Here is a 22,708-nt window from a genome sequence, read left to right on the forward strand (position 1 = left end):
CTCAGACGGCAGCCGTGGCATAGCCACGGCTGGGGTTTGGGGGAGCTTGGCCTGAAATCGATTTATGCAACAACGCCCCGTGACGGTGAACACCGAGCGGCAGACCTCCTGCCCACGGAAAAGATCGCAAACCGCCTCAATGGCGGCGGCCTGGTAAGGCAGGTCGGACTCGAAATGAAGTTTCATCCGACTGTCCTTACAAGCTGCGCACGTGCTTCACGCCGTGCTGCTCCAAGATGGCAGCCAGATTGCTCTTGGCTACATCATTCTCGAAAGCACTGTCCCTGAATACAACGGTGGTTTCTGTCGCGGTGCCTTGTTGCTCGCGCCACTGGGCCATGCCCAAAGCCAAGGGCTCCGCATCTGCCACGCTGATGTGTTCGTCCAGGCAGGCCAGCAAAGCGCCTTCACCGATGCTGTGTACTGACTTGCCTGCGATCAGCTGCTGCTCAATTGGAACGCACAGGTCCAAGCCCAGTTTGAGCAACACTTCGTAGAGGACATCGTCATTGCTTCTTCCCGGTTCGATGTGTTCAAGGTTGGCGAGTAAAGTACTCGCCATGTCCTGAGAATCTGGATTCCATGGTCGAATATTGGATGTGTCCAGCCGGAAGGATCGGAAGCCCAAATCCTGAGTATTTATTGGCGTAGCATCTTTGATGCGCGCTGAAACTCGCTTGAGCCGTTCCCTTGTTACTCCCGACAAAGTAGCAATTGGGCGATCAGGAGCAGGCTCTGGTAGTTGCACCAGTACGAATCGTCTTTTCCCACCATCCTCTGCGTTCTGATCGAACACTGCCTGACCTGTTGTTCCGCTGCCAGCGAAGAAATCAAGAACCAGATCATCTGATTCTGCTGAGGTTGCAATCTGGAGAATTCGTCGGATTAGTCGAGTTGGCTTTGGTGTGTCAAAGGGCAGCCCGTCTTGAAAGAGACTCTTAAGCTCTTTTTTTGATTCGTCGTTGTGACCTGCATCCTCATGTGTCCACCACGTAGTCGGCACAACCCCTCGTTTAACTTCCGTCAGGAAGAGTTTTTTGGATGGCTTGCTGGAACCGTCTTTCCCAAACCATAGACGGCCATCCGCAAGAAGGGCAGGTAGTTCCTCTTTTGTGAATACCCAACTTCTACCTTGGGCAGGATAGACCTCTCGCCCACTTGGCGTGGTGATCGGATAGAAAGCATAGTCCCGATGCTCAGCACGTGTTGCATCTACCGATTTCCAAGGGCCTCGGGGATCGTTGTCCTGGTTAACGTAAGCGTCGTCTTGCTTTGCCGTCCTAGGAAGAAGATTAACTTTAGCATGTTCACTCCTTGCATACACGAGAACGTAATCGTGCATCGCATCAATTCCACGCTTGTCGTTTGCAGGGCTGTACGTCTTCTGCCAGGAAATACATGCTGAGAAATTCTCTTCTCCGAAAATTTCGTTGCAGATGGCTCTTAGATTAGAAATTTCGCCATCGTCAAGGCTGATGAATATAAAACCATCCTGACTAAGCAAAGCATGCGCTAGCTTGAGCCTCGGATACATCATATTTAACCAGTCAGTGTGGAATCTTCCGCTGGCTTCGGTGTTTGTTGTGATCTTCGCGCCACCCGCAGTCTGGCCTGTCAATTCCAGATAGTTCTTTATGTTGTCTTGGAAGTTGTCCGGGTAAACGAAGTCCTTGCCCGTGTTGTACGGTGGGTCGATATAGATCAGCTTGACCTTGCCTGCGTAGCTCTTTTGCAGCAACTTGAGCACTTCGAGGTTGTCGCCCTCGATCATGAGGTTCTGTGTGGTGTCCCAATCGACGCTCTCATCGGGCGCTGGTCGCAAGGTGCCCGTGCTGGGGAGCAATGCCATCTGGCGCGCCTTGCGCTTACCGTGCCAGTTCAACCCATACTTTTCTTCGGAGTCTGCGGCGGTGGCATCGCCAATGAGGTTCTTCAGCACTTCCACGTTGAGGGTCGCCGTGGTCTTGCCGCCTTGCGTGGTTTCGGTCAGCAGCTCAGGAAACATGGCCTTGAGCTTGGCAATGTTGTCCGCGATGAGGTCTGCGCTTTGGGCTTCTGGCGAATGTGCTTCGATTTTTTGGATGCTCATTGATGTGTCTCGTGATCGGTTCTTGCGTCGAGCGTCTTAGACGATCAACCAGGCGAACTTGGCTGCGATCAGGTTCTTGCGCTCAGCAATGAAGTCTTCAAACCGGTCCATGCTCCACAAACTCTTGTCCTTGGGGATGAGGTGGAGACTCAGGTAGTCATCGTCTTTGTCTTTGAACCAGTCGGCAGGTGCGGTGTCGCTCTTTCCACCAGCCCCGTTCTCTGCTCGGGTCAGCAGCATGCAATTCGCCAACTGGTTGCGGGCGTCGTCGCGGTACTTCATCACCGGGCGTCCGGTTTCAGGGCTTGCGATCTTCACCGCCTTCAGTCGGCTTTGAGGAAACACGTGGTCCACCTGCGGCAGGTTGTTGTCGTAGGCCGGGGTGTGGCTGAATGCGGGATACCAAAGGTTCAAGATCAGGTGGATGGTCTTGGAGCCGTAACCCATCTCGAAAAACCGATCTTTGGTGATTTCGAGGCTGCGGTTCTGAGAGCGAATCACAGTGAAGCCCTCATCCGCATCAAAGCGTTCGATTTCCTTGAAGCGTTTGACAAGGGCATCGATGACCCGGTCAGACTGTCCACTGAAGGCGCCCGCCAGAAGTGTGCGTACCAAGAAGGTATCGACCTGCTTGGCGGAGGCCCAGCCGCTCGGGTAGTGGTGACGAACGTAGATCAAGGGGATCAAGGCCAAGTAGGACGGCAGGGCTTTGTCGCACTGGATGTACGTTTTGCTTCTGACGAAGTCGGCTACTGCCTTGATGGAAGCACTCAGTTCATCCCACTTTTCTTCGATTTCTTCGCGCACTCCGGGTTTGCGGAACTTGGACACTTCGTATTGCGCACCTTGATTCAGCAAGACCAAGCAGGTCTTGAGGACGAAGTCACGGTCAAATGCAAAACCGTGCCGGTTTAGTTCATCCAATAGCTCTTCCATGCGGTTGTCCGCCACATCCCAGGTGGCGTTGAGCAATGAAAACAGCAGATCCGACTTTTCCAGCTTGGTGCCACCGGAGTTGGCGCGAATAAAGACCTCAACTACATCGTCTTCTGTGTAGAGGTCTGGGTTGTCGATGCTGTCGAGTTCCTGGTAAGTGATGGATTCATCCATCTTGAAGGTGCGGTCAACTAGATCAAGGTTGCCTTCGATCTTGTCTTTCTCCTCATCGGTGAAAGCGCGACCAGCTTTGGCTTCCATGTCCTGAATCAACTCGCGCTTCTTTCGCGTCGTGAAAACCAGGTCTTTGAACTTGACCCACGGGAAGCCGGTGACCGCACTCTGCCGAAACTCGAATCGGTACTTGATGTCGTCGGGCAGTGCTGCGGTGCCACTCAGCACATCGAAATGAAGTTCCCGCCCAGAGAAGCTGCCGCACAGACCGATGTACAGGCTCTGCAGGCGTTGCTGGCCATCGAGCACCAAACACTTTTTCTTGGTGTCTTCTGGTACGTAGAAGCTGCTCAGTTTGAGTGTGCTGGACCAGTTGTCGATGAACTTGCGGCGACGAATGCCGCTGGTCGTTTTCCACACAAGCAAGGTGCTGATGGGGTACTCCCGCAAGATCGAATCAAATAGGCGGCAGATCTGTTCCTCGCCCCAAACAAAGGGGCGTTGGATGTTGGGTAGCCAAAAGCCGCCGTCTTCATCTGTGTTGTTCAAGAAACCGACGATCTTGCGAATGGTTTGCTTTTGATTCTTCATGCTTTTATCCCTTAAAGACTGTTGGCGGCTTGCTGGCGTTCGGCCATCAATGCCTTGATTTCGAGATTGACCGCCACTTGGCGAGCCATCTGTTTTTCTTTGCTAGCGGCTGCACGCAAGCTGCTGATTTGTGCATCCAGCTCATGGCAGCGGCGCAAGGCTGCGCGGCGAGCGACCGCCTGTTGTGGGCTGACGCATTCAAAGCGACCGGTGACAGCGGCGGCTTGCCATGCAGAGAGCGTGTCCATCCACCCTTGGTACAAGGCGAAAAGATCGGCGCGGGGCTGCATGCTGAGAGGCAAGGCCCTTATGAATGCGTTCAACGTTGCAGCATCAGCCGTGGGTGCTTTGCTCGATCCATTGCGCACAAAGGTGCCTTGGATCAACTCTCCGTCGAGAACGGTTTTGTCGGCTTCCTTTTGCGCCCAGCGGATATGCACCATCGATAGGTAAAGGCTGGCCCCGTCATCCAAGACCATCAAAACGGGGTACGGAATGGCACGGTGCACCAGCTCGGCAAGGCGCACAGTGCTCGATGAAACTTTGGCAGCCTTCATGTCGAGCTGGCTGCCTTGTCGAAGGCGCACGTTCAGCACGACCAGTTCGAGGTAGCTGCGCACTTCGTCCTGGTACACCGGAATGCCCGCATTGCTGGGTTTGAGGGCTGCAACCCATGTGACTTCTTCAATCTGCTCTTGCAAGAGCTTGCGGTCTGCGCTGGTAGCCGTGCCGCGCGAGGTCAGGTTTTCGGCCAACATCTTCTTGGGGATGCGCTGGCCAACGCTGGCCTCGGCAGGCAAGCGCAGTGCTGAAATCAGCTGCTCTGAAGACAGGTCCACCACATTCATGCGGTTTGTTCCTCACCCGTGCCGGGCAAGATCACCATATAGGCCAGCACCTCGAAGTCATTGGAGCCAGCGAACTCGCCCTTCATAGCGTGTGTGCCGCCCGGCGAAAACAGGCTGGCCACAGCGCGTTCTTCAGACTTGCCGACGATGGATGCCACGCTGGCGGACAACAGCTTTTGGGCATGACGCATGTCTTCGCCATGCTTGGTGGCACGGTCGAATCGGGCGCAGGCAGAAGCGTCTGGGAGGTCGCGCCCCAAGGCCATGCGCTTGAGCCGGTCGAGCGTGGTCTTTGCCTGGGTGTAAGGCAAGAGTACGGTGCCGTCGTCACTCGCGTGCACCAAGTAGTGCGGTGCCAACGGATAGCTGGGGTCGATGGCCTTTTCGGCCGCCGCGTCTTCAGCGCGAAGGCAAAAGATCACGCCTGGTGGAATGTCCACATCGTTGCTCGTGGCAACGGCAAACGCGCCCATGGGCAGGCCGTCGAGCTTGCCAGGGTGGAGCTTGTTGAACTCGGCCAGGTCAATGCGGAAGTCGGTCAGCGTCAGGTCGGTGATGGCTACGCCGCTTGAAAGGTCTTCCAAATCAATGACGCTGTCTTGCATCTTCAACAACTGGTTGCGGCGGTACTCCAGATCGTTCATCTGGTTGCCGGACTGTTGTTCGATGATGTTTTCTTCGCCAGTGGCGGAGATGTCCAAGAGCACCATGCGGCCACTGACGCGCTGCTCCAGGTTGATGTACTCCTCCAGTTCCATGTTGGGCCAGAAGTTCACCAGTTGAATGCAGGTGTTGCGCGAGCCGATGCGGTCAATGCGCCCAAACCGCTGGATGATGCGAACCGGGTTCCAGTGGATGTCGTAGTTCACCAGCCAGTCGCAGTCTTGAAGGTTCTGGCCTTCGCTGATGCAGTCGGTGGCGATCAGCAAGTCCAACTCGCCTTCGTGCGCCAAGTCTTCGGGCCGCTCTTTCGAGCGAGGCGAGAAGGCTGTCAGGATGCTGCTGAGGTCGCGGCGCAGTGGCAAGGTGGATTGGTTGCGGCCAGAGCCTGTGACCAAGGCGCTTTCGATGCCCAACTCAGACTTGGCCCAGCCAGACAGTTGCTCGTAGAGGTAGGTTGCCGTGTCTGCGAACGCGGTGAAGATGATGACCTTGCGGTTGCCTGCGTTGATCGGGTTCTTGCACTTGTCGGCGATCAGGTCACGCAGACGGAGCAGCTTGTCATCGCGTGCGGCGCTGACCTGTTCTGCTGCTGCATACAAGGTGGCAAGCCGGTTGCGGTCTTCGATGAGGTCTTGCTTCCAACGTACCAAGTCCACGTCGCTGAGCAACACCTTGACCTTGCGACCCACGAGCAGGGATTCAAAGGTGGGGTCGTCAACGTCCACATCGGCGATGTCGAGTTCTTCAAACTCTGCAGGGTGTGAATCTATCCGGGCCAAAGTGGCCTCCACATCTTCCAGCTGGCGATGTACCGTGAGTGCAAAGGACGAAACCGCACTTTCCATGCGCTTGAGCACGTTGACGCGCAACAAGTGGATCAAGCTTTCTTCGCGATCCACCTGCCTGAAGAAACTTTCGCCACCACGAATCTGGGTGCTGTACTTCTGGTCGTAGGCTTCCTGCCTGTGCGGCAGCACGTAGCGCAGCGGGGCGTACGCCGCAAGGTTGAGGCGGCGAATCTCAAGGTTGATGTCGCGGATGGAGCGGAACTCGCCCGCGCGGTCCACGTCTGCCTTGATGTTGATGGGGGGCAACCGATCCGGGAACCGGCCGGTTTCAGACGTGCCGTAGTACCTCTCGATATGCCTGCGCGAACGGGCAATGGTCAGGTGATCGAGCAAGGCAAAGTAATCAAAGCCCAGCATTTCAACCAGCAGCGCAGGCGTTTTCTCCTCGTTGGGGAGTTCTAACCAGCGGTTGAAGGCCTTTTGTGCGCGGCGGGTGGTGCTGTCTATGCTGGCAATGCCGTGGTCGAACAGGGTCGTGTCATCGCCTTCGGTAACAAAGGCAATCTGATTTCTCAGGTCCGCCAGACGGTTGTTGACCGGAGTGGCGGAGAGCATCAGCACGCGCGTCTTCACGCCTTCGCGGATGATCTTGCGCATAAGGCGGTCGTACCGAGTCTCTCGCCCTTTGTTGGCAGCCTTGTTGCGGAAGTTGTGCGACTCGTCGATGACCACCAGATCGTAGTTGCCCCAGTTCACATGAGACAGATCGATGTCCCCGGACAAGCCACCATCCCGTGTCAGGTCAGTGTGGTTCAGCACGTCGTAATTGAAACGGTCCGAAGCCAGCACGTTGCGCTTGTCGTTGGCCTTGTAAAGCGTCCAGTTGTCGCGCAGGCGTTTAGGGCAGAGCACGAGCACGCGGTCATTGCGCAGCTCGCTGTACTTGATGACGGCCAGGGCTTCGAAGGTTTTGCCCAGGCCCACACTGTCGGCAATGATGCAACCGCCGAAGCGTTCCAGCTTGTCGATGGCTCCCACCACGCCGTCACGCTGGAACTTGTACAGCTTCTTCCAGACCACCGTGTTGCGGATGCCCGTGGCGGATTTGACGATGCGCTCTTCGTCCATACCTTCGCCGTTGGAGGCAAAGAGATGCTGGAGCATGAGCGTGTAGACGCTGGTGGCGTCCCGGTGTGTGCTCAGCTCCTTGACCGAAGCGATCAGGGCGGCCTTGGCTTCTGGCTGATCTTGGAGGGCTCCCCACTGCATGTCGAACCATTGGCTCAGCATCTGGGCTTCAGCCGGGCTCTCGGACGTTTGAATCAGGCTCAGCGGGTTGCCCGGCGTAATGCCAAGGCCTTCTGTGCTGAAGGCGAACGAGCCCAACACGGCTTGCTGTGCAGTACCTTGGTCATCGCGCAGGACCATGGTGCCCTGGGGAATGGCACCAGATGCATGTCGAACCTGTGCCTTGGCATCAAGCCAAGCAGCGAACTTACGGGCGAGCCACGGGGCTTGAAGCTTGTTGCGGGCGGCTCGGTCTGCCTTGCTTCCCAGCAGTTCCAGCTGTTCGTGAACACTGACCGAGCCGTCTTTGGGTCGATGCGCGGGAACAACTAAACGTGCATTGGCCAGACGGGGCACGTCGGCCAAGACTTCAGCAAACGCGAACAACGAGAAGGACGGCGACACCACGTCCAATTGGTGGTTGGGCTTCAACCACGGGCGAACCAAATCCACGACACGATCTGTGCCCGCATTGCTGACGAACTTCATGTACCGAGCCCCTCCCTGTAACTCTCTGTTTTTCTCATCATTATGTGCGCCTGTTTACTCGTTCCTGGCCGCATGGCAGAAACTGGGTGAACCGGCAAGCCACATGGATTCCAGGTCGAATGACAACTGCCTGTAATACCGCAAGTTCAACAGGTAGACGGTGTCCGTTGTGGTTGCGTAGATGAGCAGAAATGAGGGCGACACGTATTGCCGGGGCTGGAGGGTTGCCGCCCGCAGCTTCAAGGCTTCTTGAGCCGTCAGCGTCTCAACCGCACCGGCTTTCTCGTCCAGTAACGGGCGGCCAATCCGCGGGAAGCGACCCAAGTAAGGGACGACCTTCGTCGACAGTTCGTCGAGCAAGGCATCGAAGTCTTGGGGATGTCCTTCCTCAGTCAGGAATTGACGTGCCTCATTGAGGCTGGCCTCAAAAGAGGCACTGGCCTTGACTGGGTGGAGTTCCGCTTTGGCGCTCACTGAGTCAGGCCCCCGACTTGTCAGTGCGGCGGCGCTTGAGGGCAGCCAGGGTGGCTTTTGCGTCTTTCACGTTGCCCGCCAGCACGTCATCCAGCCCTTTGCTCGCGTCGTTGAGCAGCAGCAGGTGAATGCGCTCTCGCTCCAGCTGGTGGTAGTAGTCCAGCCGCTGTGCGTCGATCAAGGCAACGTAGCTCTCACCATTCTTGGTGATGACCTTCTCAGCCCCTGCCTTGGCTTGGTCAGCCAATTCGGACAGGTTCGCCCTGGCTTGGGAGAACGGAATCACATCACTGACAGAGATCGCCATGAAGCCTCCAGCGGGCAGGTAATTTGTACAAAGTCTTGCACATCATATCCGCCGCCGATAGGCCCTTCAGCCTTCCAGCACTGGCGCGATCATGGCGAGATCGTGCAGCGCCATAACTCAGTTCGATGGATATTTGATCGGCGTGCCTACGCTACAGCAGCGCAACTACTTCCACGATCAAGCCTTCGGGAACACCTGCCACGGTCACCGGGCACTGCATGTTCTTCAGTCGCCGGCGCAGGCTTTCGTGTTGGGCAAACCGCGCCAATAGTGCAGCCCTCAAGACTCGCCGATAGTCGTCGCTAGCCGGTTGACTTCGCCACGCCCGAGCCAAAGGCCACGGCCAATCTCGCGGGTGCGCCGTCCGCCAGTACTGCCCATTCAGAACAAACGGGTACGCACTGGCGGGATGCAGCCAGCCGAACTCGTCGGCCGGGGACTCCACCGCAACGCGAGGAACCTCCGCCCGCGCGTTCTCCGGTGAGAACTCAATGGCACCATCAAGGTCTGGCCGGTAACTGATGCTGCACCAACCCCGGTCCAGCAACCGAAGGCGCAGGAAGTAGTCTTTGCCGAGGCAACTCAGTTCAGCCAGCAAGAACACGGGCTCCGCCTTTCCGAAGCTGCTGAGGCCTGACCACTGGTCGGGAGTCAGTGAAAGCCTGGGCTCGCATGCTGCAAAGAGCCCGTCGACGTCCTCGGACGGCACCACGTCGAACCGGTAGCCCAGCGTCAGTGCCTCGCCGCTGGACCGAACCCCAATTACCGAGCCAGTTTGGCAGCAGGCAAATCGCAGGGGTGACCTGAACACCAGCGCGGAGTCCGCGAAGTGGATCGCCATGGCGCCAGCCAGCAAACTGTCGGCCACGATGCCAACCTTCTTGCCAGCCGCACGCCATGGCTGGATCAGGTCGATTCGCCTGATGGGCTGAATCAGCAACTGTTCCAGCAGCATGGGGTCAGTCCGACGAATCGTTGCCTGCGCCGCTCTCGGTGGCAGGCACTTCGGAGGCGCCAACTCCTGCGACATCGAGGGACGCCGAGTCCAAGGTCGGCGATACGTCTCCGCCGTCAGCCGACCCAATCGGCGTTATCGACTCCTTCTTCTTTGCGGCCAGTTTGGGCTTTCCCGCCGCTGCCTTGACCACTGCCGTTTTGGGAATCTTGACCGTTGCCACGCCAACCGTCTTCGCGTCAGGGCCCGCCGACTCGACCACTTCAGCCGCAGCCTTCTTGGTGCTCTTCTTGGGCGAGCCCGCTTGCTCAACGAGAAGCACCGGCACGAATGTGTCCAGCTTGATGCGATTCCAGTCCCGCCGCTCCTGCTGCTTGAGCCAGAAGCCAGGGTCGAGCACGCGCTCGTCGCCGTCCGGCAACCGCTCGAAGACGACCAAGTGCGAATTGCCCGTGCTGGGCATCTTGCGCGTCTCCATGATCGCCAGCGAGGGCATGGCAGCCAGGCTCTTGAACGGTGCCTTCTTGCCATGGCCAATGCCGAAATGGGCCAACAGCTTGAAGAGGTTTTCGTGGGTGGTCGTGTACGGGCCGTCTTTCGGATAGCCCAGCTCCTTGATGGCGACCTTGCGCACCGTTGCCAGGGACTGACCACTGACCATGGCGACGCAGGCCAAGCCGCAGTCCGTCAGCGTCTCTTGGGTAACCAGCTTCACAGCCATTTCATCTCTCCTTTGCCGATTCGGTTCATCTCTCGTTCCTTTCGAGGTTGAGCACGGCATGCAGCGGCGCGCCAGTGCTGCCAAGGGCACGGGCTGTCATGTGTGCGGTGGGGGATTTGCGGCGCAGCCGCAGTGAGTCGCGAGCGCAGCGGCCAGTCTGGTCGGTGGCCGTTTCGGCTCGCGCTTTACCGTTTTAGCCGCCTGCGATCAGGTGTGGCAAGCGCCGTGTGACTTCGCCAGACGCGAGTTCTGGATGCCGGTCACCGCAGGCTTTCGCAAGGTCTACCGGCCATGAAACGTGCGATTTGCAGATCAACAAACTGCGCGCTCTGCGTTAACCGAAACCTACATTGGACCCATCGAAACGACGGAGCGATGAATGAAGCAGATTGAGATCAACAACGAGTTGCTGACCGAGGCCCAGGCCGCAGCCTACTTGGGGTTGAAGAACCCCAAAACGCTGGCGGTCTGGCGATGCACCAAGCGGTACCCGCTGACCTTCGTGAAGTACGGGCGCACGGTGCGATACCGCCGCAAGGACCTGGACGCCTTCATTGAATCAGGCGTGACCCGCATTCAAGCACCGGAGGTCAGCAAATGACGCCGTAGACCTTGACCATTTTGCGCCGGGTCCTGGCGCGACCACACCGTGTAATACATGAATCGCTGTTCATATTGGTTATGCAGATATGCCATGTATGACTTGATAAGACATACCAGCTTATAGACCTACCACTACCAATATGGGTCTATGGCATGAAGGAAGTGAGATTGAGATGTTGACCCCCAAGAAAGTATTTGTAGACACCATTGCAACGCAATGCGACCTGCTGTTGCCGGATGATCGTATGAGCGGCACGCAGCATTCTGGCCCGCCCCGCGCAACGCGCTTTCTAATCCCTAATACTGAGTATCAAGACAAAGGCCTTCACGGTCTGTATCTGCCCACCAAAGACATTTTGGTTGTCGAAGGTAGCGTGATTGGATACATGCAAGGTCACAACGTTTTCGGCTCCTGCGATGTGCCGAATCTGGTGCTGGAGTCCTACAAGGCTGCACATATCACCAGTGCGCTGCCACTTGGCAAAGATGAAAAGCGCCGAATTGAACAGGACGAGGGCCTGACGCTGAAGCGACTGGACGTTGGCGTCAATCTGGCCTTGCCTTCGGATACGCCCATCAGCCGTGTGCTGGTCGAACTGGCGCACAAGATGATTGATGCCGGAATCGACACCTCGACCTACGGTCACGGCGAAACGGTCTATCGAAGCCAACACTCGCAGAGTTCGTCGCACAAGTTTTACGACAAGGCCAAGCAGTTATACGACACCCGAGGACTGCCGTTGAACTTTCCGAATCGGGATGCCATTCTGGAGTTCACCAAAACGGTAATCCGGTCTGAGATCGTCCTCCGTTATCCAAAGATGAAAGTCTTGGAGATGACCAAGCCGCGTGATTGGACCTTCGCCAAGTTGAAGGCCGAATTGGTGAGCGCATTCGACAGGTTGCATCTCAGCGGGACAGTGCGTGCGGGTTTGAGCGCGCTCGACCTCCGCGACGTGAAGCACATGTACCGCACAACCTACCGCTGCTGGGAACACGGCGACGATTTGCAGGTTCTGCTGGAGCCCAAGGCCTACAAGCGTCAGGTGGCCTACTTCGAGTCCATCGGCTTCGACATCACGACGCCCCCGCCGGTGAGCGGCAAGGAGACGCCATTGGGCGACATCTTCACGCTGTCCAATGCGGTGGAACCGGCGCCCGAACTGTGGGGCGACGATGACGATGCGGAAGCCGTTGAATGCTGACCAGGCTCGTGATGCGTCTATCGCGTGGCGCATCACCGCCCTGAAGCCCGGTCAATCTGTCCTCATCGCGAAGGCCGTGGCGACGATCTGCCGAAAGGCGTCGTCGCTTTCCTCGATGTACTTCTCGCTGCGCGCCCGCCAATTCGGCACCATTGCGGACGAGCCAATGGCGGCTCCGATCAGGTCGACCAAAACTGTGTTCTTGCGACGCCGCTGCGTCGCATTCCCCGCCACGCCCCCTCTCGGATGGTCAAGATGCCCGTAGTCAGCGTGGAATTGCCTGACGATCAGGTCGCGGTCCAGTCTCGGATTCAGCGTGCCTTGCGCTAATCGTGCTTCAGCAAGTGCGTCCCAGGTTCTGAGCCAAAACGGGTGCAGTTCAACATGCTTGAGCAAGACGCGGCCGACTTTCGCTGCCGCCCGAGGGGAGAAGTCGCCCGCGAAGTCTTCATCCCGAAGAACTGCCTTGCCCATCAACCTCCGGCCGGGGGCCGGCAATGGATCAAGCGCACGCTGTGGGCGTTTTCTCGCAATGGCCTGAGCCCGCTCGAATTCATGCCGAATTGACTCGACCTGCTGGTCGAACGATGCATCGAGCCGGAGGCGAACCAGAACCTCGTTGGCACGAAGGTAGGTGCTGATGTTTTGAGGGCGGTCTGCCGGTGCCTCGTTGGAGATGACCGAGACTGCCGCAGCGGGCGCACCGAACAAGCCGCTCTTGCGCAAGTGGTCGAAATGCGTGGCCGGATTCGGCACGTAGGTGATCCCCCACAGGTCCATGACCCAGCGGTATCGGTTCATCACGAACCATGGCTGCCCCGCTTTCTCCTGCGCCGCAATATAGGAGCCGAAGGTCTCGTCCTGACCTGCAATGGGCGGTTCGCACTGGTGACCAAGCAGCGGGTATGTCGCCCAACCTGGAAAAGCCGGGGGGCTGTCGCTGGTGTAGAAATGCTTGGGACTCGACTTAAAAAAGCTGGGGGACTTGATGCCCAGCTGATCGAGCTTGCGATGTTGCCTGCGGTAACGCGGCATGCGCCGCAACAGTTCCCAGGCCAGTCTCAGGTAGTCGTCGCGCGTGTAGCTGTCCAGCGGCTTGAGCACCGGATACTGGTCCTGCTTGCGCCAGTTGGCACCAGGTGCAAACAGCTCGTGCGACTCTTCGTCACCCGCCTCGAAGCGCAGCCACTTGGGGCGGTCTGCGGGGCTTGAAGGCGTGCGGGGCATGGGTCCAATTGTCTTATGAATGGTAGGCCGTGTTGGACTTGAACCAACGACCAAAGGATTCAGGTTTGCATGAGTTTCCTCATTCCCTGGACTATCTCACCACCCTCGCCAGGGATTACTCCGCGCGTTAGGGTGCCGGGCGCTCTTGGGATGCTTATCGGATTGGCTCCTCACACCCTAGTCTCTGCACCTTCTCGCCTACCGGTCCTTCGACCTGCCTTCGGCGAGCTTGGCTCAGGATTGCCGGGCCATTGACTGGCTGACGGTTTCCCTGAGTTCACCCGGTTTTTCCATTGCCGCTTTCACGGCAAGGTCACCATTTCGATGAGTCCTCTGCTCTAACCAACTGAGCTAACGGCCCATTCATAAAACAACTTCAACCCACTGCGCTTTCAACACCCCGAGGGGCGCCGAAAACTGCCATTTCTCCTTCAGTAGCAAGAATGTAGCAAGCGACCTTCCGCCGACTTCCTCGGTAGCAATCCGGCGAAATCGCCAGAACGCTGTAAGTGCTTGATTTCAAAGCGTTGGAATCAAGCAACCAATCCGAAAGAAACCGCCGGTTAATCGCTTTGGCCTCTTGATTATGAGTCCACTGCTCTAACCAAGCATGAGCTAAGGCCCCTCCCATTCACCTGCTGACAGGTGAAGCCTTGCATTCTAGCGTTTATTTCGAAAGACTCAGCGCGTTGGAGACCAGCTTGGAGGTGATTCCCACAATCTGGATCATCTTTTCGTAGGGCATGCGTTTGGGGCCGATCACACCCAGCGTGCCCACCACTTTGCCATTGATCTGGTAGGGCGTGCTCACCACCGACAGCTCATGCACCGGCAGAATCTGGCTTTCACCGCCGATGTAGATTTGCACCCCTTCGGCGCGGTTGGAGCTTTCCAGCAAATGCAGTATCTGGGTCTTTTGCTCGAACAGGTCGAAGGCGCGGCGCAGGTTCGTCATGTCGTTGCTGAAGTCGCTCACCGCTAGCAGGTTGCGCTCACCGGCAATCACCAACTCGTCTTGCTGCTCGGCAACCGCCTCGTCCACGTTGACGGCTGCCAGCATCAGCGCGCCAATTTCATCGCGCAGCTTGTCCACCTCTTTGCGCAACAGCTGGCGCACCTGCTCCATGGCCAAACCGGCGTAATGGCTGTTCAGGTAGTTGGCGGTTTCGATCAGCTGGCTTTGCGAGTAGTCCGATTCGGTGAAGATGACACGGTTTTGCACATCGCCATCGGGCGAGACCAGAATCACCAGAATGCGCTTTTCCGACAGGCGCAAAAACTCGATATGGCGAAATGCCGAGCTTTTGCGCGGCGCCTGCACCACGCCCACAAACTGCGACAGGTCCGAGAGCACACTGGCCGCGCTGGCGATCACCTTTTGCGGCTGCTCTGGCGCTATTTCCGGCGAAACCAGTTGCTCGTGCTCGATTGTCAACATGGTGTCGACAAACAAGCGGTATCCTTTGGCAGTTGGCACGCGCCCCGCCGAGGTGTGGGGGCTGGCGATCAGGCCCAGCTCCTCCAGATCGGCCATCACGTTGCGGATGGTGGCGGGCGACAGATCCAGGCCCGATGCCTGGGTGAGCGCGCGCGAGCCCACCGGGTGGCCATCCGCTATGTAGCGTTCCACCAGCGTTTTTAGCAACAACCGGGCACGATCATCGAGCATGGTGGCATTTTAATGATGTAATTTGCGTATGCAGTCTCGCTTTCAACATATTGCCCTGATTGGCAAATACCATGCGCCCCCATCCGCTGAAGTGCGCCAGCAGTCGATAGCGGCCTTCAGCCAGATCGCCAGCTATATCGAGGCCCAGGGCGGCACGGCCTATTTGGAGCAAGAGACAGCCAATTTCACCGGCATGGACCATTACCCCACGCTCTCGCTGCACGAAGTGGGCAAGCGCTGCGATCTGGCCGTGGTGCTGGGCGGCGACGGCACCATGCTGGGCGTGGGGCGCGAGTTGGCGCGCTACAACACGCCGCTGGTGGGCATCAACCAGGGCCGCCTGGGCTTTGTCACCGATGTGCCGCTGCAGTCGTATATGGAGCCGCTGTCTGCCATTTTGGCGGGCGAGTACGAGGAAGAAATTCGCTCCATGATCCATGCACTGGTGATGCGCGATGGCGAATGCGTCTTCCAAGCCTCGGCTTTCAACGATGTGGTGGTGAACCGCGGCGGCACTTCGGGCATGGTGGAACTGCGCGTGGAAGTAGATGGTCAGTTGGTGGCCATTCAGCGCGCAGACGGTTTGATCATTGCCACGCCCACGGGTTCGACGGCGTATGCGCTGTCTGTAGGCGGGCCGATTGTGCATCCCGCCGTGCCTTGCTGGGTGATGGCGCCGATTGCGCCGCACACGCTCTCCAATCGCCCGATTGTGGTGCCCGATACGCAAGAGATTTCGCTCGAAGTAATTGGCGGCCGCGATGTGGCGGCCAACTTTGACATGCAGTCCCTTGCCTCCATTTTGCGAGGCGACAAAATTCTGGTGCGCAGCGCGCCCTACAAGGCCCGCTTTCTGCACCCGCGCGGCTGGAACTACTACGCCACGCTCCGCAAAAAACTGGGCTGGAACGAAGGAGGCATTACGCCATGAGCCTCAAGCGCATAGCCCTGCGCGATTTCGTGATCGTCGAGCAGCTGGAAGTCGATTTCCAACCCGGTTTCACCACGCTCACTGGCGAGACCGGTGCCGGCAAATCCATTCTGATCGACGCCTTGCAACTGGTGCTGGGCAACCGCGCCGACACCGGCTTTGTGCGCCAAGGCGCCACCCGCGCAGAGTTGATTGCCGAGTTCGATACGCCACCCGCGCTGACCGGCTATTTGCAAGAGAACGAACTGCAACCCGACGAGACTTTGCTGCTGCGCCGCGTGATTGATGCACAAGGCAAAAGCAAGTTCTGGATCAACGGCATTGCCGCCACCGCCACCCAATTGCGCAGCGTTGCGCCAGCGCTGGTCGACATCCATGGCCAGCACGCTTGGCAAAGCCTGATGCAGCCCGAGCCCGTGCGCCGCTTGCTCGATGCGTACGCGGGCGCAGATACCACGGCCATCGCGCAGGCGCATGGCCAATGGCGTGCGGCCGACAAAGCCTTGCAGAACGCCAAAGCCATGGAGGCCACGCACCAACGCGAGCGCGAACGCCTGCTGTGGCAGATTGCCGAAGTAGACAAACTGGCGCCAGCCGACGGTGAATGGGACGAACTGAACGCCCAGCACACGCGCTTGTCCAACGCGCAATCCCTGATGGATGCCGCCAACAACGCACTGCTCGCCTTGGAAGACGACGACTCCGGCGCTAGCGCCCAAGCCAACCGCGCGCTCTCGCAATTGCAAGACCAGGCACACGTAGAGCCGCAGTTTGCAGCGCTGGCCGAGACGCTGGAATCTTGCGTCGCGCAGTTAGAGGATTTGAGCCGCTCGCTCAGCGGCTATTTGCGCCACGCCGAGCTCGACCCGGACAAGCTCGAACAGCTCGACCAGCGCCTGGGCAGTTGGATGGGCTTGGCGCGCCGCTACAAGCGCCCGCCCGAAGAATTGCCAGCCTTGCTGCAAGGCTGGAAAGCCGAGCTGAAGGCGCTGGACGCATCGGCCGACATAGACAGTCTGGAGCGCGAAACCCAGCTCGCCTGGAAAGCCTACGAAAAAGCCGCACTCGCCCTGCGCAAACAGCGCATGCAAGCGGCTGAGCGCCTGTCGCGCACCATCACCACAGCCATGCAAGAGCTGGGCATGGCTGGCGGCCGTTTTGTCGCCAGCATCCACCCCGCCAAAGAGCCACGCGCGGATGGCATGGACGATGTCGAGCTGCTGGTAGCCGGCCACCCTGGCACCGAGCCCAAGCCGATTGGCAAAGTGGCATCGGGCGGTGAGCTTTCGCGTATTTCGCTGGCTATCGCCATCTCCACCAGCCAGTTGGGCCAGGCGCCCACCTTGATTTTTGACGAGATCGATTCCGGCATTGGCGGCGCCGTTGCCGATGCGGTAGGCCGCGTCATGCGCGCCCTGGGGCAAGATCGCCAGGTGCTCGCCGTCACCCACTTGGCGCAAGTGGCGGCACGCGGCGACACGCATCTGGTGGTTACCAAGCAGCGCAGCAAGCAAGGCACCAGCAGCCATATCCGCGCAGTGGCCGGCCCAGACCGCGTGGATGAAATAGCCCGTATGCTAGGGGGTGAACATATCTCGTCGACCAGCCGGGCCCATGCCCAGGAAATGATTGCAGGAGGAGCGCATGAGCGATAAGGCAGAGCAGCACCAGCCGCTACAAGTGGTGGTGCTGACAGGCATGGCCGGGTCCGGAAAATCCGTCGCACTGCATGCTTTGGAAGACATCGGTTTTTACTGTGTAGACAACCTGCCGCCCGAGCTTTTGCCCGCCCTGGTGTCGCTGGAGCCTTGGCAGCATGGCAACCGCATTGCCATTGCGGTAGATGCGCGCAGTGCCAAGGCGCTGTACTTGGTGCCCGCACAGTTGGAAAAACTACGTGCCGCAGGCGCCCAGGTGCAGCTGATCTATCTGGATGCGCAGCGCGATATTCTCATCCGCCGCTTCTCCGAAACCCGCCGCCGCCACCCGCTCACCAACGAAACCCTGCAGGAGGGCCCGCGCGCGCTGGTGCAGATGATCGACGAAGAGCGCGCCTTGCTGGCCGATCTGCGCGAGCAGGCCCACGTCATCGACACCAGCAATATCCGCGTGGCGCAGCTGCAGGCCTACATCAAGCAAATCATGAAAGCGCCAGCGTCGAGCCTGACGCTGGTGTTCCAGTCCTTCGGCTTCAAAAACGGCATCCCGATGGACAGCGATTTCATGTTCGACGTGCGCATGCTGCCCAACCCCTATTACGAGCCCGATCTGCGCAGCAACTCGGGGCTGGAAGCGCCCGTGGCCGAGTTTCTGGCACAGCAGCCGGCGGTGCAAAAGATGCGCGTCGACATCATTCGCTTCTTGGACAACTGGCTGCCCGAAATGCTCAACAACCACCGCAGCTATGCCACGGTTTCGATCGGCTGCACCGGCGGCCAGCACCGCTCGGTATACCTCGTCAACGCGCTGGCGCAGCACTTTCAAGCGCAGTGGACCACCTTGCAACGCCACCGCGAGCTCGATAAAAAATCGATGTGATCGGCGCTTTGTTAATCGGCGTTCTGCAACAAGTTACGCACCGGCGCCGGCAAGCCCACAGCCGCTAGTTGGCTGGGCGCACACCACTGGCCGGGTGCCCCTGCCATGGCGTTTTTCTGCGCCAAAACCCTGACCGGGTGCAAGTGCAAATCCTTGTGCGTGAGCACATGCAAAAACGGGCCAGGCTGGTGCTCTGCCATGGCACCCAAGCCAGCGGCCGCTTGGTCCAGCGCCGCTTCTGATTCATACACCGGCAAACAATACAAGCCCGCCCAAATACCTTTGGCTGGGCGCTTTTCCAGCCAGATGGCGCCGTCAGCCCGCTGCAACCACAGCAACCACCAACTGGCCGATGTGCGTTTGAGTTTTTTGGTTTTGACCGGATAACGCTCGGGCGCACCTTCGCGCTGCGCCACACAGTGGGTTTGCACCGGGCAAAGCAAACAGCTTGGTTTGCTGGCCGTGCAGATACCTGAGCCCAAATCCATCATGCCTTGGGTGTAGCGCGGCATGGTGTTGTTCAGATCGCGTTCAGGCAGCAAATCTTCGGCCAAGGCCCAGAGTTTCTTCTCGGCCGCGCTGCTGGCCAGATCGTCGGCAAAACCCAGGTAACGCGTCAGCACGCGTTTGACGTTGGCATCCAGAATCGCAGCGCGCACAGCAAAGCAAAACGAGGCAATGGCGCTGGCCGTGGAGCGGCCAATACCGGGCAGCGACGCCAACTCTTCCACCGTTTGCGGGAAAGCGCCGCCAAAGCGCGCCATCACCTCTTGCGCGCAGCGGTGCAGATTGCGCGCCCGGCTGTAATAGCCCAAACCGCTCCACAGCGCCATCACTTCTTCGTCGCTACCAGCGGCCAGATCAGCCACCGTCGGAAAGCGCTGCAAGAAGCGCTCGTAGTAGCCCAAAACGGTGCTGACCTGCGTCTGCTGCAGCATGATCTCGGACAGCCAGACGCGGTACGGATCGCGCGTGTTCTGCCACGGCAAATGGTGGCGGCCATGGACTTGTTGCCAGGCCACAATGTGTTCAGAAAATTGACTCAAGAACGCTTACTCTTTGGTGGGTTTATTTTTGACAACGGCGGCAGTAATAGGTGCTGCGCTGGCCTTGTTTGAGCATTTCGATGGCTCGCCCACATTGGTGACAGGGCTCGCCTGCGCGGCCGTACACATTGGCCTGCGCCTGAAACGCGCCTGCATAGCCATCGACATGGACAAAATCACGCAAGGTGCTGCCGCCCAATTCAATGGCTTTGCCGAGCACTTGCGGTATCGCCTCATGCAGGCGCTTGGCCTGGGGTTTGCTGACCTGGTTGGCGGGTTTGTCCGGCGCAATGCGCGCCAGAAAAAGCACTTCGCTGGCGTAAATATTGCCAACGCCCACCACCACCTGGCCGCCCAGCAGCAGCTGTTTGATGGGCATGCGCGAGCGCTGCAAGCCTTGCCAAAAATGGGCGAAAGTGAAGCCGCTTTCCAGCGGCTCCGTGCCCAGCTTGCTCAGCAGCTTGGCAGCCATGCCCGATTGCAGATCGGGCGCCCAGACCACGGCACCAAAACGCCTGGGATCGTGCAGACGCAAAACGCTGCGGTCGCAAACCAGTTCAAAGTGGTCGTGCACGCCTGCCGCCGGCAAGCTCGGCGCCACCTGCAAACTGCCCGACATGCCCAGGTGGATGAGCAGCACGCCCTGGTCCAACTGCAAAACAATGTATTTTCCGCGGCGCAAAACCTGCTGCACCACCCGCCCTTGCAGAGCTGGCAGCGCAATCCCGAGCGGCCAGCGCAGCGGCTTTCCCAGACTGGCGCGCACGATGGTGGCACCTTCCAAAGGCGCTACCAGACCACGTTTGGTCACTTCCACTTCTGGCAACTCGGGCACTGTTTTCCTTCTGCATGGCACTTGGGCATCGTTTATTATGGGCCGATGAAGCAAGCTCTCCGCAATGTGGCCTATTTTCTCGCAGCCGGCTTGGCAGCGCCCGCCTGGGCCTACTCCAGCCCGCCTCCGTCTGCGGCAGTCAAGCTGTCCGATCTGGCCACCGCAGAGCGCGTTGAGCAAGAGACTTCGCTGTTGAACGCCGAGCTGTTCTACCTGCTTTTGCTGGGCGAAATGTATGCCTACCAAGGCGATGCCACCACCAGCGTAGAGCTGCTGCTGGATGCCGCCCGCCGCACGGGTGACGAAAAGGTCTACCAGCGCGCCGCCCAGATTGCGCTGCTCTCGCGCTCGGCCCAAAAAGCCGGCATGGTAGCCAAGGCCTGGAAAGAGGCGCACCCGCAATCGCGCCAGGCCAGCCGCTACCTGTTGCAAGTGCTGCTGTCCACCAATCATGGCGAAGAAACCGGCGCCCTGCTCAAGCAGGAAATCGCCCTGGCCAAGCCTGAAGAAAAGCTGGAATGGATTCGTGCCATCCCCAGCATTTACCGCCGGGTTGCCGACCAAGCCCAGGCCGCCCGCATTGTGCGCGAAGCCCTGACGCCCGAGCTGGAAAACCCGGCCACCGGCCCCGATGCTTGGGCCGCCATTGGCGCCATGGAGCTGGCGGCCGGCCAGTCCACACAAGCACTGCAATCGGCACGCAAGGCCTTGACGCTGGACGCCAGCAACCAGGCAGCCGGCAGGCTGGCCGCCGCGCTGGTATCGGCCAACGTGCCCGAGGCAGAAACCCTGGTGAACGATTTTCTCAGCCGCTCCAAAAACGCTGATGCTCACCTGGCTTATGCGCGCAGCCTGATGAACAACGAGCGCCTTTCCGAGGCACTGGCCCAGCTCGACGAAGCCACCCGCATCGATCCCAATTCGGCCGACGCCTGGATTTTGAAAGCCGCGCTGCAAGCGCAGATGAAGCAGTATTCCGAGGCCGACGTCTCCTTGCTCAAGCTCGACACCTTGATTGACAAGTTCGAATCGGCCGTGCTGCAAAAAGAAGTGCGCATCCAAAGCCTGATGCTGCGCGAGCAAATGGCCGAAGCGCAGAAAAAATGGAGCGAGGCAGACCGCTGGTCTGACGAAATCGCCAAGGCCGGCAATGTGCCGCTGGCCACGCTGCGCAAAGCATCGGTTCGCATGCAGCAAGGCCAGTTCGACGCTGCCAGCGAGCTGCTGAGCCAGTTGCCAGAAGGCAGCCCGGGCGAGATCCGCAGCAAACTGGCGGCCCAGGTACAGCTGTACAAAACCGCCAAAAACTACAGCAGCGCCCTGGAGGCGCAAACCAAGCTGGTCGAGCTGCTGCCCACCGACCCGGACATGCTGTACGAGCAAGCCATGCTGGCTGAGCGGCTCAACCAGATGGAGCAGGCCGAAAGCTTGCTGCGCAAGCTCATCGCCCTCAAGCCGGATTACCACCACGCCTACAACGCGCTGGGCTATTCCCTGGCCGACCGCGGCCAGAAGCTGGACGAGGCCAAAACCCTGATCGAAAAAGCCCTGGAACTGGCGCCCGGCGACCCCTACATTACCGACAGCCTGGGCTGGGTCGAATACAAGCGCGGCAACCTGGAGCAAGCGGCCCAATGGCTGGAAAAAGCCTATGCCAAACAGCCCGATGCCGAGATTGGCGCCCACTTGGCCGAAGTCTGGTTCAAGCAAGGCAAAACCCAGGCTGCCCAAGAGCTGCTGCGCAACTCCCTCAAGGACGCCCCCGAGAACGAAACGGTGCGCAACACCTTCAAAACCCTGGGCATCACGCCGTGACAACCGCACACACCTGTACACGGCGTCAATGGCTGGCGCTTGCCACCGCCTCATCGGCTTTGGTTCTGGCCGGCTGCGCCACACCGCAGCAGCAACTGACGCCGCCACCCGGTGCCGGTTACTGGAGCGGGCGCATGTCAGTTCAGGTGGGAGGCGCGCAACCGCAGTCCACCAGTGGCAGCTTTGAGCTGTCGGGCTCTGCCGCCCAAGGAGAGCTGGTGTTGCTCAACCCCTTGGGCAACATCGTGGCGCGCGTGCAATGGACGGCGCAGCAAGCCAGCGTGACCCAAGGCCAGCAAACCCGCCAAGCCGGCTCGCTCGACGAGCTCACGCAAGAGCTGATGGGCACCAGCCTGCCAATTGCCGCCTTGTTCGACTGGCTGCAAGGCAAACCCACACCCGCCCAAGGCTGGGAGGCCGATCTGGCCGCCTACGGCGACGGCAAAATCACCGCACAACGCCTGTACCCGCAACCCGAAGCCAGCTTGCGCATCGTGCTCGAGCGCTCCTGACAGCC

At 59.1% G+C, this 22,708-nt stretch carries 20 protein-coding genes; 7 read left to right on the forward strand and 13 right to left on the reverse strand.

Translation table 11 applies throughout. From position 1 onward, the window contains the following. From ACFIQF_RS17685 to ACFIQF_RS17725, 9 genes are all read right to left on the reverse strand, one after another. On the reverse strand, positions 1-186 hold a 186-nt coding region (locus ACFIQF_RS17685), incomplete at its 3' end, for a hypothetical protein (protein WP_393944876.1). Between the two features lie 10 nt (positions 187-196). Next, entirely contained in the window at positions 197-2,089 is a 1,893-nt protein-coding gene (locus ACFIQF_RS17690) for a site-specific DNA-methyltransferase (RefSeq protein ID WP_393944877.1), read from the reverse strand. Positions 2,090-2,125: 36 nt separating this feature from the next. Next, the gene (locus ACFIQF_RS17695) at positions 2,126-3,790 is read right to left on the reverse strand and encodes a GmrSD restriction endonuclease domain-containing protein (RefSeq protein ID WP_393944878.1); all 1,665 of its coding nucleotides are present in this window, start codon (positions 3,788-3,790) and stop codon (positions 2,126-2,128) included. An 11-nt stretch (positions 3,791-3,801) separates the two neighbouring features. Further along, entirely contained in the window at positions 3,802-4,638 is an 837-nt protein-coding gene (locus ACFIQF_RS17700; protein ID WP_393944879.1) for a DUF4391 domain-containing protein, read from the reverse strand. Further along, entirely contained in the window at positions 4,635-7,865 is a 3,231-nt protein-coding gene (locus ACFIQF_RS17705) for a helicase-related protein (RefSeq protein WP_393944881.1), read from the reverse strand. The genes ACFIQF_RS17700 and ACFIQF_RS17705 overlap by 4 nt, the downstream gene beginning before the upstream one ends. A gap of 54 nt (positions 7,866-7,919) precedes the next feature. Then, a complete protein-coding gene (locus ACFIQF_RS17710) occupies positions 7,920-8,339 on the reverse strand; it encodes a type II toxin-antitoxin system RelE/ParE family toxin (protein WP_393944883.1) in 420 nt (139 codons plus the stop codon). Positions 8,340-8,343: 4 nt separating this feature from the next. Continuing rightward, positions 8,344-8,646: a type II toxin-antitoxin system Phd/YefM family antitoxin gene (locus tag ACFIQF_RS17715; protein ID WP_393944884.1), complete on the reverse strand. Its 303-nt coding sequence runs from the start codon at positions 8,644-8,646 to the stop codon at positions 8,344-8,346. Positions 8,647-8,797: 151 nt separating this feature from the next. Then, a complete protein-coding gene (locus ACFIQF_RS17720) occupies positions 8,798-9,601 on the reverse strand; it encodes a hypothetical protein (RefSeq protein ID WP_393944885.1) in 804 nt (267 codons plus the stop codon). A 4-nt stretch (positions 9,602-9,605) separates the two neighbouring features. Continuing rightward, positions 9,606-10,322, reverse strand: coding sequence for a cysteine peptidase family C39 domain-containing protein (locus ACFIQF_RS17725; RefSeq protein WP_393944886.1), 717 nt, complete (start codon positions 10,320-10,322; stop codon positions 9,606-9,608). A 379-nt stretch (positions 10,323-10,701) separates the two neighbouring features. Here ACFIQF_RS17725 and ACFIQF_RS17730 point away from each other — a divergent pair, with 379 nt between their 5' ends. Then, on the forward strand, positions 10,702-10,923 hold the full coding sequence (locus tag ACFIQF_RS17730; protein ID WP_393944887.1) for a helix-turn-helix domain-containing protein: 222 nt from the start codon (positions 10,702-10,704) through the stop codon (positions 10,921-10,923). A gap of 175 nt (positions 10,924-11,098) precedes the next feature. Then, the gene (locus ACFIQF_RS17735; protein WP_393944888.1) at positions 11,099-12,130 is read left to right on the forward strand and encodes a phage/plasmid replication protein, II/X family; all 1,032 of its coding nucleotides are present in this window, start codon (positions 11,099-11,101) and stop codon (positions 12,128-12,130) included. Between the two features lie 51 nt (positions 12,131-12,181). Here the strand turns inward: ACFIQF_RS17735 and ACFIQF_RS17740 are convergent, their stop codons facing one another. Then, on the reverse strand, positions 12,182-13,357 hold the full coding sequence (locus tag ACFIQF_RS17740; protein WP_393944889.1) for a hypothetical protein: 1,176 nt from the start codon (positions 13,355-13,357) through the stop codon (positions 12,182-12,184). 667 nt (positions 13,358-14,024) lie between these two features. Further along, a complete protein-coding gene (gene hrcA, locus ACFIQF_RS17745) occupies positions 14,025-15,026 on the reverse strand; it encodes a heat-inducible transcriptional repressor HrcA (RefSeq protein WP_393944891.1) in 1,002 nt (333 codons plus the stop codon). 28 nt (positions 15,027-15,054) lie between these two features. Between hrcA and ACFIQF_RS17750 the strand changes: the two genes are divergently transcribed. Genes ACFIQF_RS17750 through rapZ form a run of 3 tightly spaced genes read left to right on the forward strand, consistent with a single transcriptional unit; the run spans position 15,055 to position 18,495 of the window. Further along, the gene (locus tag ACFIQF_RS17750; protein WP_393944893.1) at positions 15,055-15,957 is read left to right on the forward strand and encodes an NAD kinase; all 903 of its coding nucleotides are present in this window, start codon (positions 15,055-15,057) and stop codon (positions 15,955-15,957) included. Then, a complete protein-coding gene (recN, locus tag ACFIQF_RS17755) occupies positions 15,954-17,612 on the forward strand; it encodes a DNA repair protein RecN (RefSeq protein ID WP_393944894.1) in 1,659 nt (552 codons plus the stop codon). Before ACFIQF_RS17750 ends, recN begins: the two co-directional genes overlap by 4 nt. Then, positions 17,602-18,495 carry an RNase adapter RapZ gene (rapZ, locus tag ACFIQF_RS17760; RefSeq protein WP_393944895.1) on the forward strand — a complete coding sequence of 298 codons (894 nt, stop codon included), beginning with the start codon at positions 17,602-17,604 and terminating at the stop codon, positions 18,493-18,495. Before recN ends, rapZ begins: the two co-directional genes overlap by 11 nt. 11 nt (positions 18,496-18,506) lie before the next feature. On the opposite strand, the gene mutY is transcribed toward rapZ, so the two are convergent. Both mutY and mutM read right to left on the reverse strand, forming a co-directional pair. Continuing rightward, complete coding sequence (gene mutY, locus ACFIQF_RS17765) at positions 18,507-19,541, reverse strand: A/G-specific adenine glycosylase (protein ID WP_393944897.1); 1,035 nt, start codon at positions 19,539-19,541, stop codon at positions 18,507-18,509. A 22-nt stretch (positions 19,542-19,563) separates the two neighbouring features. Further along, the gene (gene mutM, locus ACFIQF_RS17770) at positions 19,564-20,376 is read right to left on the reverse strand and encodes a bifunctional DNA-formamidopyrimidine glycosylase/DNA-(apurinic or apyrimidinic site) lyase (protein WP_393944899.1); all 813 of its coding nucleotides are present in this window, start codon (positions 20,374-20,376) and stop codon (positions 19,564-19,566) included. A gap of 45 nt (positions 20,377-20,421) precedes the next feature. Here mutM and ACFIQF_RS17775 point away from each other — a divergent pair, with 45 nt between their 5' ends. Beyond that, a complete protein-coding gene (locus ACFIQF_RS17775; RefSeq protein WP_393944900.1) occupies positions 20,422-22,191 on the forward strand; it encodes a tetratricopeptide repeat protein in 1,770 nt (589 codons plus the stop codon). Beyond that, entirely contained in the window at positions 22,188-22,703 is a 516-nt protein-coding gene (locus tag ACFIQF_RS17780) for an outer membrane lipoprotein LolB (protein ID WP_393944902.1), read from the forward strand. The genes ACFIQF_RS17775 and ACFIQF_RS17780 overlap by 4 nt, the downstream gene beginning before the upstream one ends. Positions 22,704-22,708: the final 5 nt, after the last annotated feature.

It is taken from the genome of Comamonas trifloxystrobinivorans, assembly GCF_043359985.1.
In the GTDB taxonomy this organism is placed as follows: Bacteria; Pseudomonadota; Gammaproteobacteria; order Burkholderiales; family Burkholderiaceae_C; genus Comamonas; species Comamonas trifloxystrobinivorans.

Coding starts and splice junctions, on each gene's coding strand:
- ACFIQF_RS17705 (WP_393944881.1), bottom strand. CDS start 7,865: ATGAAGTTCGTCAGCAATGCGGGCACAGATCGTGTCGTGGATTTGGTT.
- ACFIQF_RS17700 (WP_393944879.1), bottom strand. CDS start 4,638: ATGAATGTGGTGGACCTGTCTTCAGAGCAGCTGATTTCAGCACTGCGC.
- recN (WP_393944894.1), top strand. CDS start 15,954: ATGAGCCTCAAGCGCATAGCCCTGCGCGATTTCGTGATCGTCGAGCAG.
- ACFIQF_RS17725 (WP_393944886.1), bottom strand. CDS start 10,322: ATGGCTGTGAAGCTGGTTACCCAAGAGACGCTGACGGACTGCGGCTTG.
- ACFIQF_RS17695 (WP_393944878.1), bottom strand. CDS start 3,790: ATGAAGAATCAAAAGCAAACCATTCGCAAGATCGTCGGTTTCTTGAAC.
- ACFIQF_RS17690 (WP_393944877.1), bottom strand. CDS start 2,089: ATGAGCATCCAAAAAATCGAAGCACATTCGCCAGAAGCCCAAAGCGCA.
- ACFIQF_RS17715 (WP_393944884.1), bottom strand. CDS start 8,646: ATGGCGATCTCTGTCAGTGATGTGATTCCGTTCTCCCAAGCCAGGGCG.
- ACFIQF_RS17740 (WP_393944889.1), bottom strand. CDS start 13,357: ATGCCCCGCACGCCTTCAAGCCCCGCAGACCGCCCCAAGTGGCTGCGC.
- rapZ (WP_393944895.1), top strand. CDS start 17,602: ATGAGCGATAAGGCAGAGCAGCACCAGCCGCTACAAGTGGTGGTGCTG.
- ACFIQF_RS17730 (WP_393944887.1), top strand. CDS start 10,702: ATGAAGCAGATTGAGATCAACAACGAGTTGCTGACCGAGGCCCAGGCC.
- ACFIQF_RS17720 (WP_393944885.1), bottom strand. CDS start 9,601: ATGCTGCTGGAACAGTTGCTGATTCAGCCCATCAGGCGAATCGACCTG.
- ACFIQF_RS17775 (WP_393944900.1), top strand. CDS start 20,422: ATGAAGCAAGCTCTCCGCAATGTGGCCTATTTTCTCGCAGCCGGCTTG.
- hrcA (WP_393944891.1), bottom strand. CDS start 15,026: ATGCTCGATGATCGTGCCCGGTTGTTGCTAAAAACGCTGGTGGAACGC.
- ACFIQF_RS17750 (WP_393944893.1), top strand. CDS start 15,055: ATGCAGTCTCGCTTTCAACATATTGCCCTGATTGGCAAATACCATGCG.
- ACFIQF_RS17735 (WP_393944888.1), top strand. CDS start 11,099: ATGTTGACCCCCAAGAAAGTATTTGTAGACACCATTGCAACGCAATGC.